The organism is Planococcus alkaliphilus (assembly GCF_057031095.1).
Genome location: NZ_CM168060.1, coordinates 2,343,845 through 2,356,042 on the forward strand (window position 1 = coordinate 2,343,845; position 12,198 = coordinate 2,356,042).

Below are 12,198 nucleotides of genomic sequence, written 5' to 3' on the forward strand. Positions count from 1 at the left end.
CCCTCTTTTTAAGGAAGAGGGTATTTCTTTAATTGGTTATTCCACTGAATTATAGGCAATCGTTTCTTCTTCAATGACGCGGTCGTCGCGGACGATTCGATAGACTGCAGTTTTCCCTTCGGCGATCTGCAGTTCGATGCGGCGCGATATGTCTTCTGTAATGGTAAATTCCTCAGCAGGTTCTGCCATGGTCGTATTCTCATCTTGAATATAGATAGCGACCTTTTGTTCGGCGGCCGGTTCCCCTTCAGCTGCAGGTTCAGCCGGCTCATACGGAATCTGGATCGTATGGATATAAGTCTTCATCGGCAAGGCAGCCGGCCCTGATGAAACGGTGACCATAATATCACTTCCTGCCTCAAGTTCTTCTCCTGCCGCAGGCGTTTGCGATAAAACGACTCCTGCAGCCACTGAATCGGAAGATGCTTCATCGACGATCCGGATATTGAATCCGGAAGAGCGGGCGTATTCATTAAGATCCGCTTCCGTATAGCCCGATAGATTTTCGACTTCTCGCATATCTTTGCCTTTGCTGACGGTAAACTCAATATCCGTTTCAGAAATGATGACTTCTGTTCCAGCTTCAGGATCTTGGCTTAAAATGGTTCCAACCGGTTCATCCGAGAATTCCTCTTCCTGGTCCACCGATTTGTAATTCTGCTGATCCAGCAATTCCATGGCTTGGTCAATATTGCGCCCGACATAATCGGCAAGTTCCGCTTTTTCTTTTCCCGTACTGATGAACAGCTGGATTTCAGATTCACGATTGCGCATTTTCCCTGCTTCCGGTATGGTCCTTACCACATTGCCTTCTGCCACTTCTTCAGAGGTTTGTTCTCTTTCTTCACCGATAACAAATCCAAGCGAACGCAATTCTTCAATCGCTTCGTCTCGTTCCATGTCTTTGACATCCGGCACTGCCACTTGGCGCGGTCCGAATAAGTCTGGGAATGCAACCGCGGCAACGAGTCCTGCCACCACTAAAAACAAAGCTATGCCCACAATCCAGGGCCATTTCTTTTTCTTTTTCTTTGCAGGCGGTGCTGCCGGTTTTTTTGCCGGTTCTTTTTTGCTGACAGGTGCCAATGTTTTTGTTTCTTCGACGCTGCCATATACGGCCGGATCTTTAATCGCAGGCATTGCCCGTGTTGCATCTTCATCAATTGGAGCTGAAAACTTCGGTTCATTCAAGCGTTCAGGCAACAAAACTGTTGATAAGTCCTCTTCCATTTCGTTGGCCGATTGATAGCGGTGCTGCGGATTTTTAGCCGTTGCCTTTAAAACAACGTTCTCCAAACTTTGAGGCATGCTTGGAACAATTTCACGCAAAGACGGTGTTTCTGTCTGAAGATGCTTCAACGCAATCGAGACGGCCGACTCTCCTGAAAAAGGCAATTTGCCTGTCAACAATTCAAACATCACAATCCCTAAAGAATAGATATCCGATTTTTTATTGGCGGTTCCGCCCCGCGCTTGTTCAGGCGATAAGTAATGAACCGTCCCAAGTACTGAATTGGTCTGAGTATAGGATGTGGCGCTCAATGCCATCGCGATTCCGAAATCAGAAATTTTCACATTGCCTTCCGCGTCCATCAATATGTTCTGTGGCTTGATGTCCCGATGTACAATTTGGTTTTGATGGGCATGTGCCAAAGCAGATGCCAGTTGTTTCATAATCTTGACCGCCTGTTCCGGCGCGACGGGGGAATTATCGATTATGTATTCTTTCAAGGTTTTTCCTGGAACATATTCCATCACTAAGTAATGCAAGGAACCTTCTTCGCCGACATCGAAGATGTTGACGATATGCGGATGTGCCAAACTGGTCGTAGACAAAGCTTCCCTCTGGAAACGCCGGCGCAGCTCTTCTTCATTTGAAAAATCGTAGCGCAGAATTTTAATGGCAATATCGCGGTCTAAGATCATGTCGTGGGCCAAATATACGTTGGACATCCCGCCTCCGCCAATCAATTCTAAAATTTTATAGCGGCCATTTATGCTTCTGCCGATTAACATGGCTACACCTCCTCAACCTTTGAGGACAGAAGAACAAATGAAATATTGTCTTCTCCTCCTAAATCATTGGCGAGCTTCACCATTTCCTGCCCTTTACGTGAAAGCGGCATGGATGAACGGACAATTGATGCGATTTCATCTTTTGTGATTTTATTGCTCAAGCCATCTGAACAAATAAGCAAATATGAGGAGTTTTCCAGCGTGAAATGAAGAATTTCCCCATCAATATCCGGTTCCGTCCCTAGAGCTTTGACGATCCAGTTTTTCTTTGGGTGGTCTTCTGCTTCCTCTTCGCTGATTTCTCCGTTGTCGATTAACACATTTACATAGGAATGGTCTCGGGTGACCTGCTCAACCGATCCGTCGATCACATATGCGCGGCTATCGCCGATATGGCACATCACGCATTCTTCTTTATCCAAAATGGCCGCGATCAATGTGGTCCCCATCCCTTTGCAGTCCGGATGCGTTTCTGCATACTCATAGACAAGCCGGTTGACCGATTGGACATTCAGAGACAGCCAGGATTTCCGTTTTTCAATCGACATCAACGCTTCCGGCTGTTCTTCATTGAACAAACGGCTTAATGTGCTGACGGTCAATTCGCTTGCTATATCTCCGGCATTATGGCCGCCCATGCCATCCGCTACCAACGCCAGCATGAGCCCCTCAGGCCTTTTCAAGACCGCTACCCGGTCCTCATTCACTTTTCTTTTCTTACCAGTATCGCTTTCCATGACGTATTGATACAAATCCCGACACCCCATTTCTCATCAAATCAATCTTTTCCAGCTTGAATTAACTTGTTTGCGTTTTGCGGAAAGCGGAAATGAAAAATCCATCTCCTCCAAAATCCTGCGGGAACACTTGGACAAATCCTGAATTTTTCAAACCAAGTGCTTCCGGCAAGGAAACTTCGATTTTTTCCATATAAGGATGTTCTTTCAAGAAGCGTTCAGCCGTCCCCCGGTTTTCAGTCGAATCGACTGTACACGTGCTGTAGACGAGAATGCCGTCTTTCTTCAACAGTTGTGCAGCTTGGTCCAATAAATCAACTTGGATTTCCTGGAGCCGTGAAAAATCATCAGCAGTTTTGGAATATTTAATATCCGGTTTGCGTTTGATGACGCCCAGCCCACTGCAAGGAGCATCTACCAATATCCGGTCAAATTGCTCAATGCCAAAACGCTCCACACTCTTTTTGCCGTCTCCGGCAGCCGTTTCAATAATGGAATGGCCGAGGCGTTTTGCCGTTTCATCAATCAACTTCACTTTATGCGGATGAAGGTCCATGGCAAAAAGTTGTCCTTGATTGCCCATCTTTTCAGCAATATGCGTGGTTTTCCCGCCTGGTGCGGCGCACATATCCAGGATTTTCATATTAGGGCCTGCTTGCAAGGCGTATGCCGGCAGCATGGAACTTTCATCTTGAATCGTGATAAACCCTTTTTCAAAAGTCAAAGTTTTCGCCGGCTGTCCGTTTGATACGACGAGGCATTCCGGAACGAGCGGGCTCTGCACAGCTTCCAATCCTTCCGAAACGAGCATTTCAATCACTTCTTCGGGAGTCGCTTTTACGGTATTGACTCTTACGGTCTGCGGCGGTATTTTATTGTTTTCCAATGCCATTTCACGCGTTTTTTCAAGGCCGAACTGCTCAGCCCATCGTTTGATCATCCACTCAGGATGGCTTGTTTCAATGGAAATCTTTTTAACCGGATCACTGATGGCATTGAACGAACGGACGCCGTCCCGCTGAACAGAACGGAGAACGCCATTCACTAATGAGGCGACTCCCCCATGGCCGCGGCGCTTTGCAATTTCCACGGCTTCATGGACGACTGCATGGGACGGGATCCGGTCCAGATAAACGATTTGGTAAAGGGATAGCCTTAACAGGATTTTCACCCAAGGTTCGATTTTCCCTTTCATAAACGGCTCCAAATAATAATCCAAAGTCATTTGATGCTGCAATGTACCGTAGGTGATTTCCGTCAACAAGCCCCGATTTTTTGCTGAAATCCCGTAATTTTCAAGGGTTTGATGCAAAAGCAGGTTGCTGTATGCCTGTTCATTCTCGACCGCCCAAAGAATCGAAAAGGCAGCATCCCGGACATTGCCGTGAAGTTTTTTGTTTTTCATTCGAATAAATCTCCTACCTGGATTTTTGGTCCTTTTAAATAATCTTGCGCGGACATCCGCTTTTTGCCAGCTGGCTGGAGTTCCGTAAGGGCAAGAATCCCTTCGCCTGTCTGCACCAAAATCGCTTCATCAGTTAGTTCAACCACTTCGCCAGATTTGCCTGTTTTCGAAGAATCGGCTTCTTCCGTCCACCAAATTTTCATGTTCGCATCTTTGAATGTCGTATAAGCGACCGGCCAAGGATGCAGTCCGCGGACTTGGTTGTAAATGGCCTGAGCCGATTTTGACCAGTCGATGCGTTCCTGTTCTCTTGAAATATTGCGTGCAAAGGTCACTTTTTCTTCATCTTGCGGAATTCGCTTATTCGTTCCTTCTACAATAGAAGGCAAAGTTTCTTTCAATAATTGTGTGCCGGCTGCACTGAGTTTTTCGAACATCGAACCGGTATGGTCCGTTTTTCCGATCTCTACAGCCGTTTGGGAAATGATATCGCCTGCATCCAGACGATCGACCATATACATGATTGTTACGCCCGTTTCCGTCTGGCCGTCAATGATTGCCTGGTGGATCGGTGCCCCGCCGCGGTATGCCGGAAGCAAAGAAGCATGGACATTGATCGCTCCAAGTTTCGGGGCTTCCAAAATCGCCGTCGGCAAAATTTGGCCAAAAGCCGCTGTGACGATCAAATCCGGTTTCAAATCCAATACCACTTGCAATTCATCCGGATTTTTCAATTTTTCAGGCTGATAAACGGGCAACCCTAAGCGCAACGCCTCTTCTTTGACCGGCGTCGGCGTCAATACTTTTTTGCGCCCGACTGGACGGTCAGGCTGTGTCACGACTGAAATGACTTCATAACCTTCTTCTACGAGCATGCGCAGGATCGGGGCAGAGAATGCCGGAGTTCCCATAAAGACGATTTTCGTCAAATCTGCTCCTCCTCTTCAGCTGCCGCTTCTGCGATCATGGCGTCCAATTCTTCTTGAGTGACATATTTGGTGATTTTCGACGTAAACAAGATGCCGTCCAAATGGTCGATTTCATGTTGGATAGCCCGTGCTTCGTAGCCTTCCGCTTCTAATTCATACCATGAACCATCGCGTTCCTGTGCCTTAATCTTGATGTGGTCCGGACGCGATACTTCGCCGAAAATCCCTGGGAAACTAAGGCATCCTTCGACGTCAGTATCTTCCCCTTCAAATAAGACAAGTTTCGGGTTGATCATTTCAATCGGCTCTTGGCCTTCTGCAAAATCGACGATTGCTACGCGCAAATTAACGCCGACTTGTGGGGCTGCAATGCCCACACCATCGTTTTCAACCATCGTTTCATGCATATTGTCCAATAAAACCGCTAACTTCTTATCAAATTTAGTCACCGGCAAACATTTCTGTTCAAGGATTTCGTTCGGGTGCTTCACTATGTCTAGGATTGCCATTCTGTTCTCTCCATTTCTTTACATGACGGAAGTCGGATTCATATCGATTGCTAAGGTAGCACCTTTTTTAATCCATTCTGAGCGATAGATTTTAATCAATTGCTGCATGACTTCAGCCAACTTCGGTTCTTTTTTGTATTTTATCAAACATTGATAGCGATATCTATTGTTGACACGGGCGATCAGTGAAGCTGAAGGGCCGATGATCAAAGTATTCGAAGAGAGCTGCTCTTTTAAATAACGGACAGATTGCTCCGCATAAGCAGCAGCTGTCATCAAATCTTCGTGCGTGAATTGTATATTCACGACATAATAATAAGGCGGATAGCCGCTTGCTCTGCGCATCGCCATTTCTCGGTCATAAAACGGTTCATACAATTGGTCTTTCGCCAATGTGATCGCATAATGCTCCGGCGTATAGGATTGCACAATGACCGTTCCCGGCAGCACATCCCGCCCCGCTCTCCCGCTCACTTGCGTCAAAAGCTGATAGGTCTTCTCGGCGGCCCGGAAATCAGGCAAATGTAGCGTAGTATCAGCGGACAACACGCCGACTAGCGTGATATTCGGGAAATCCAGCCCTTTTGCAATCATTTGCGTGCCAAGCAGAATATCCGCTTTCCCTTCACCGAACGCGGAAAGAATTTTTTCATGTGCGCCTTTATTCCGTGTCGTATCGACGTCCATCCGGAGAACCCGGGCTTCCGGCACTAAGCGGGCAAGTTCTTCTTCCACTTTTTGGGTTCCTGTTCCGAAAAAGCGGATATGTTCGCTTTCACACTCCGGACAAGTATGCGGCACAGGCTCGTCGTAGCCGCAATAATGGCATTTCATCATCTCAGTCGAACGGTGGTAAGTCAGTGAAATATCGCAATTCGGACATTGCATGACCGTTCCGCAGTCGCGGCAAAGAACGAATGACGAATAGCCTCTTTTGTTCAAGAATAAGACGATCTGCTCTTTCCGTTCCAGCCGCTCCCGGATCGCTTCTGCGAGCGGTATGGAAAACATTGAACGGTTGCCGCTTCGAAGCTCTTCACGCATATCAACAATTTGGACTTCGGGAAGAGGCTGGTTTTTGGCTCGCTGCTCGAGCACCAAAAGTTCGTAAACCCCTTTTTGCGCCCGTGCATAGGATTCCAAGGAAGGCGTCGCGCTTCCGAGAATCACCGGACAATTATGGTATTGGCTCCGCCATATCGCCATATCGCGTGCATGGTACCTCGGCGAATCATCTTGTTTGTAACTGGATTCATGCTCTTCATCCAGAATAATTAATCCGAGGTTGCGGAAAGGCGCAAAGATAGCCGACCTTGCACCGACGACCACTTTCACTTCTCCGCGCTGGATTTTTCGCCATTCATCGTATTTTTCGCCAGCCGATAAACCACTGTGCAGCACGGCGACCAGGTTTCCGAAACGTTCTTTAAAGCGCAGCGTCATTTGCGGCGTCAACGAAATTTCCGGCACCAGCATAATCGCTTCTTTTCCATCTTTCAGCACTTGATCAATCGTCTGAAGATAAATTTCCGTTTTTCCGCTTCCCGTAATGCCGTGCAGCAAGAACGTCTTAGAGGTATTGAGCGCCTCGTCAATTGCATCAAATGCGATCTGCTGCGCTTCCGTCAATTGCAAAGAATGTTTCCGTTCAATTTCCGACTGTAATTTCGGATCCCGGTAAAGTTCTTCATTATTGATGAAGGCCGCCCCTTTTTCGACCAGGCTGTAAATTGTCGGCAAGGTTGTCCCTGCTTCTTTCTGCATCTGGGAGGACTCGATGGATTTTCCTAGATTCTGCTTCATGTATTCCATCAGCTTCAGCTGCTGCTTTGCATTGGGGCGCACTTCAATCGCCTCCAGCACATCCAGCGAATCGGTGATATGAATCATCCGGACTTTTTTGACTGCGGTTTGCTGCGAAATATCGGTATCTGCAACCACTGTGCCTTTTTCCAATTCTTTTTTCAATAAATCATAGACCTCGACGGCATCTTGAGCACGCACAAAAGGCCGTTTGCCAAAATAGACACGAAGCGGCTCGGCAATTTCTTCAATAGGCGCGTCCAAAACAAAGCGCTTTTCATATTTGGCACGGAGCGCTGACGGAATCATCACTTGAAGGGCATCAATTTCAAAGCATACAGTCTGCTTTTTCATCCATTTTGCCATTTCCAATAATTCCTCGTTCAATACCGGCACAACGTCCATCAATTCATGGATCGGCTTTAGCCGCGCTGGATCGAATTCGGTCGTGTTTTTTATGGCAGTGATGAATCCTAGGACTTTGCGGTTGCCAAAAGGCACTTTGACCCGCATGCCTGGTTCAATCAAAACTTGCAGATGTTCAGGAATTGCATAATCGAATGGCCGGTCAATGGGATGTGCGGCTACGTCGACAATGACTTCAGCGATCATGGCGCTCTTCCTGTTCATGAATCATTGCTAAAAGTTTGCTTGCCAGTTCTGCTTTCGGCATCATTTCAAAGGATTGTTCAAATCCATCTTTGCCGTAAAGGGTCACCCGGTTGGTATCGGATTCAAAGCCCGCTTGCGCTTCACTGACATCGTTCGCAATGATGTAATCCGCATTCTTTCGCTGCAGTTTTTCTTTTGCATATTTTGCCACATCGTTCGTTTCAGCCGCAAAACCGATCAATAATTGATGTGTTTTTTGTTCGCCTAAATAATGCAGGATATCGACCGTGCGCTCAAGTTCAATCGTTGAGCCGCCTTCCTGTTTCTTCATCTTTTGTTGATGTACGGTCATCGGGCGATAGTCAGCGACCGCTGCCGTTTTAATGACTATATCCGAATCGCCGAAGTGCAGCTTCACAGATTTCAGCATCTCTTCAGCACTTTCTACGGAAATACGGGTTACACCGCTTGGTACCGGCAGCGACACCGGACCGCTGATCAAAACCGTCTCAGCTCCCATTTCCGCTGCTGCTTGCGCCATGGCATAGCCCATTTTGCCGCTGGAGAAATTGGTTAAGAAGCGTACAGGGTCAATCCGTTCTCTTGTCGGCCCTGCTGTTACGACCACTTTTTTGCCTGCTAATGGTTTTGGAGCAGCAAAAAAATCTGACACTAGCGCCGTAATTTTTTCAGGTTCCTCAAGACGCCCTTTTCCAACATAGCCGCATGCTAAAAAACCTTCAGAAGGCTCGATGAATCGCACACCGTCTTCATGAAGCTGTTGGATATTGCGTTTGACTGCCGGATGGTCATACATATGGACATTCATTGCCGGAGCTATCCAGATCGGCGCAGTAGCTGCAAGCAAAGTTGTCGTCACCATATCATCGCCGATTCCATTGGCCAATTTGCCAATGACATTCGCTGTCGCAGGAGCCACAAGAATCAAATCTGCCCAATCCGCTAAATCGATATGGGCGATTACTGATGAATCTTTCTCATCGAACGTATCAAAATAGACATCATTTCTCGACATCACTTGGAAAGACAAAGGCTGGACAAATTGGCGGGCTGATTCCGTCATGATCACTTTCACTGAAGCACCCGCTTGGGATAGCTTGCTGACAAGCGCAACCGCTTTATAAACGGCGATCCCTCCGCTTACACATAATAGAATTTTACGATTTGCCAACAATATAAACACCCTTTCTAAACAACAAACTCCCAAAGAACAAAGTTGCTCTGGGAGTCGTCGGTTACGATTAATCGTTAAATTTCATCTTCATAAATTGCAAATTCATCTTGGTGTTCCGGTTTTAATGCTCCGGCAGCGACTTCTTCAAGCGCTTTGCCGACAGACTTATGGGAAACGTATTTATCGAGCTTTTCGTCGCCGTGTTCGTGCAATTGGCGTGCCCGCTTAGAAGCAAGCGCAACCAGTGAATATTTTGAATCGATTTGAGTTTTAAGTTTATCTACGGATGGGTATAACATCAGGCATTCTCCTTTAGCATATCAAAATATCTTTTTTCTACACGTTCACGTTTGCAATGTTCTGCGATGATGATAGCATTGATGCGGTCACAGGCATGTTCAACTTCGTCATTTTCTACGACATAATCGTATAAGTTCATCATTTCAAGCTCTTGGCGGGCAGCTCCGAGACGGGAAGCGATCACTTCGTCTGTCTCAGTGCCCCGGCCGATCAGCCGCTCTTCCAATTCGGACAAACTTGGAGGCGCCAAGAAAATGAAGAGGCCATCCGGCACTTTCGAACGCACTTGCGCCGCGCCCTGCACTTCAATTTCAAGAAATACATCCCGGCCGGCATCCCGCATTTTATTGACGTATTCAAGCGGCGTGCCGTAGTAATTGCCGACGAACTCAGCCCATTCAAGCAGTTGATCCTGTTCGATCAATTCTTCAAACTCACTGCGGGTCTTGAAGAAATAATCGACTTCATCCACTTCGCCTTCACGCGGCGCTCGCGTCGTCATCGAGATGGAGTATTCATAATTTGTATCCGGCTGTGAGAACAGCTCTTTTCTGACGGTGCCTTTGCCGACACCCGAAGGCCCTGATAATACAATCAGAAGTCCGCGTTGTTTTCTCATTTTATCCCTCATTCATCTCGTCATCGTTTTGTTCTGCGCGCTGCATTACGGTTTCTGCAGAGACTGCGGAAATCACCACATGATCGCTGTCCATAATCAATACAGACTTGGTCTTTTTCCCGCCAGTGGCATCGACCAGCAACCCTTTGCTGCGCGCTTCTTGGATCAGCCGCTTCGACGGTGCAGAATCCGGCGTGACAATAGAGATAATGCGACTTGCCGAAACGGCACTGCCGCCTCCTAGAGAAATGAACTTCACCATTTTCTTCACTCCATCACCGCCATTTGCAGCTGATCATTCTTCTTCGTTTTCTATCTAACTGTCTTATTATATCATAATATACCTTGAAAATGATAAGATAGAACAAAACGATTTGAAAGAGGGATTTTTCATGGCATTTGATGGATTATTTACAAAAGCGATGACAACAGAGCTTCAACAACTGGTGTCGGGCAGGATTTCAAAAGTTCATCAGCCTAATCAGCTAGAACTATTATTGCAGATCCGTTCTCAACGGCAAAACCATAAATTATTAATTTCCATCCACCCTTCCTATTCGCGCATACATATGACGGGCATGGCGAATGTTAATCCGTCAGAGCCGCCGATGTTTTGTATGCTGCTGCGGAAACATATTGAAGGCGGTGTGATTACGGAAGTGGTCCAGCACGAAATGGACCGGCTGATTATTTTAAAGATCAAAGCGAAAAACGAAATCGGCGATGACATTGAACGGGAACTCCATGTGGAAATGATGGGGCGTCATTCGAATGTCATTTTAGTCGATGCCGAGCGCATGATGATTCTCGACAGTTTGAAGCATTTGCCGCCGAGCGTCAATTCATTCCGAACCATTTTACCGGGACAGCCATACGTCTTTCCGCCGTCCCAGGAAAAAAAGGATCCATTCGGAGCAGCTGCGCAATTGGCCGCGCTTGACGAAAAAGAAATCGTCAGCCAGTACGCTGGGTTTTCTCCATTAAATGCACGTGAACTGCATTACCGGATGGCGCAAGCAGACGATAAACAAAAAGCGGCTGAAGCGTTTTTGGCGGCTTTCTCCGCTGCTGATCCTCGGGGCTATTACGTGGAACATGAAGGGAAAAGTTATTTCTCCGCTTCCTCGCTTACACATATTAATGGAAACGAGCTTGGGTTTGATAATTTGGGTGAACTATTGGACCGGATGTATTTTGCCAAAGCGGAACGCGACCGGGTCAAACAGCAAGCTGGGGATCTGGAACGCTGGCTTCAAAACGAAATCGCCAAATTGAAATTGAAATTGAAGAAATTGAAAAAAGAACAAGACCAAGCGGAGAAACGCGATTTGCTGCAATTAAATGGAGAATTGATCATGGCGAATCTCCACCGGATCACGAAAGGCATGAAAGAAATTGAAGTGGACAATTACTATACGGATGAAAAAGTAATGGTCACTTTAGATCCGCGAAAAACGCCGATTGAAAATTCCCAGAAGTATTATTCGCGCTATCAAAAAGCGAAGACGGCGCTCGTCAAGACGCAAGAGCAGATTGAAAAAACGGTAGATGACATCAATTACTTTGAAACGCTGATGCAGCAAGTCCAGCAAGCAGGCATTTCAGACATTGAAGAAATACGGGAAGAATTGGCGGAGCAAGGATTCATGAAGGCCCAGAAATCGAAGAAAAAGAAAAAACCGACCAAACCTTCTGTCGAACCCTATGTGTCTAGTACAGGCGTTCCGATTTCCGTCGGTAAAAATAATAAACAGAATGATTACGTGACATTCAAAGTCGCATCAAAATCCGATACATGGCTCCATACGAAAGACATCCCAGGTTCGCATGTCATTATCCACAGCAGCGATCCGGATGAAACAACGATTCTGGAAGCGGCAGCCATTGCTGCCTATTTCAGCAAAGCCCGTGAATCTTCTTCCGTACCGGTAGACTACACCGAAGTGCGCCAAGTGAAGAAACCGAACGGGGCCAAACCTGGATTTGTTATTTATTTTGAACAAAAAACTGTTTTTGTGACACCTGATGAAGATCTGGTCATTAAATTAAAAAAATAAGTTTATGCTCCCGCAG

Annotated in this window: 11 protein-coding genes; 1 reads left to right on the forward strand and 10 read right to left on the reverse strand. The window is 46.7% G+C overall.

Annotated features, from left to right (window positions below; translation table 11 throughout):
- Positions 1-36: 36 nt before the first annotated feature.
- The 10 genes from pknB to AC2EXB_RS12675 form a co-directional block, all read right to left on the reverse strand.
- Complete coding sequence (gene pknB / locus AC2EXB_RS12630) at positions 37-2,016, reverse strand: Stk1 family PASTA domain-containing Ser/Thr kinase (RefSeq protein WP_483601773.1); 1,980 nt, start codon at positions 2,014-2,016, stop codon at positions 37-39.
- Positions 2,017-2,018: 2 nt separating this feature from the next.
- Complete coding sequence (locus AC2EXB_RS12635) at positions 2,019-2,768, reverse strand: Stp1/IreP family PP2C-type Ser/Thr phosphatase (RefSeq protein ID WP_483601775.1); 750 nt, start codon at positions 2,766-2,768, stop codon at positions 2,019-2,021.
- Positions 2,769-2,814: 46 nt separating this feature from the next.
- The gene (gene rsmB, locus AC2EXB_RS12640) at positions 2,815-4,158 is read right to left on the reverse strand and encodes a 16S rRNA (cytosine(967)-C(5))-methyltransferase RsmB (protein ID WP_483601777.1); all 1,344 of its coding nucleotides are present in this window, start codon (positions 4,156-4,158) and stop codon (positions 2,815-2,817) included.
- Positions 4,155-5,087 carry a methionyl-tRNA formyltransferase gene (fmt, locus tag AC2EXB_RS12645; RefSeq protein ID WP_483601778.1) on the reverse strand — a complete coding sequence of 311 codons (933 nt, stop codon included), beginning with the start codon at positions 5,085-5,087 and terminating at the stop codon, positions 4,155-4,157. Before fmt ends, rsmB begins: the two co-directional genes overlap by 4 nt.
- The gene (gene def, locus AC2EXB_RS12650; protein ID WP_251474509.1) at positions 5,084-5,596 is read right to left on the reverse strand and encodes a peptide deformylase; all 513 of its coding nucleotides are present in this window, start codon (positions 5,594-5,596) and stop codon (positions 5,084-5,086) included. The genes fmt and def overlap by 4 nt, the downstream gene beginning before the upstream one ends.
- 18 nt (positions 5,597-5,614) lie before the next feature.
- Positions 5,615-8,011, reverse strand: a complete 2,397-nt coding sequence (priA, locus tag AC2EXB_RS12655; RefSeq protein WP_483601780.1) for a primosomal protein N' — start codon at positions 8,009-8,011, stop codon at positions 5,615-5,617.
- Positions 8,001-9,206 carry a bifunctional phosphopantothenoylcysteine decarboxylase/phosphopantothenate--cysteine ligase CoaBC gene (gene coaBC, locus AC2EXB_RS12660; protein WP_483601782.1) on the reverse strand — a complete coding sequence of 402 codons (1,206 nt, stop codon included), beginning with the start codon at positions 9,204-9,206 and terminating at the stop codon, positions 8,001-8,003. The genes priA and coaBC overlap by 11 nt, the downstream gene beginning before the upstream one ends.
- 74 nt (positions 9,207-9,280) lie before the next feature.
- Positions 9,281-9,505, reverse strand: a complete 225-nt coding sequence (rpoZ, locus tag AC2EXB_RS12665) for a DNA-directed RNA polymerase subunit omega (protein ID WP_235196604.1) — start codon at positions 9,503-9,505, stop codon at positions 9,281-9,283.
- Entirely contained in the window at positions 9,505-10,125 is a 621-nt protein-coding gene (gene gmk, locus AC2EXB_RS12670) for a guanylate kinase (protein WP_483601784.1), read from the reverse strand. The genes rpoZ and gmk overlap by 1 nt, the downstream gene beginning before the upstream one ends.
- A 1-nt stretch (position 10,126) precedes the next feature.
- On the reverse strand, positions 10,127-10,387 hold the full coding sequence (locus tag AC2EXB_RS12675) for an extracellular matrix/biofilm biosynthesis regulator RemA family protein (RefSeq protein WP_251477063.1): 261 nt from the start codon (positions 10,385-10,387) through the stop codon (positions 10,127-10,129).
- A 130-nt stretch (positions 10,388-10,517) separates the two neighbouring features.
- Between AC2EXB_RS12675 and AC2EXB_RS12680 the strand changes: the two genes are divergently transcribed.
- Entirely contained in the window at positions 10,518-12,182 is a 1,665-nt protein-coding gene (locus AC2EXB_RS12680; protein ID WP_483601786.1) for an Rqc2 family fibronectin-binding protein, read from the forward strand.
- The last annotated feature ends 16 nt before the right edge of the window (positions 12,183-12,198 follow it).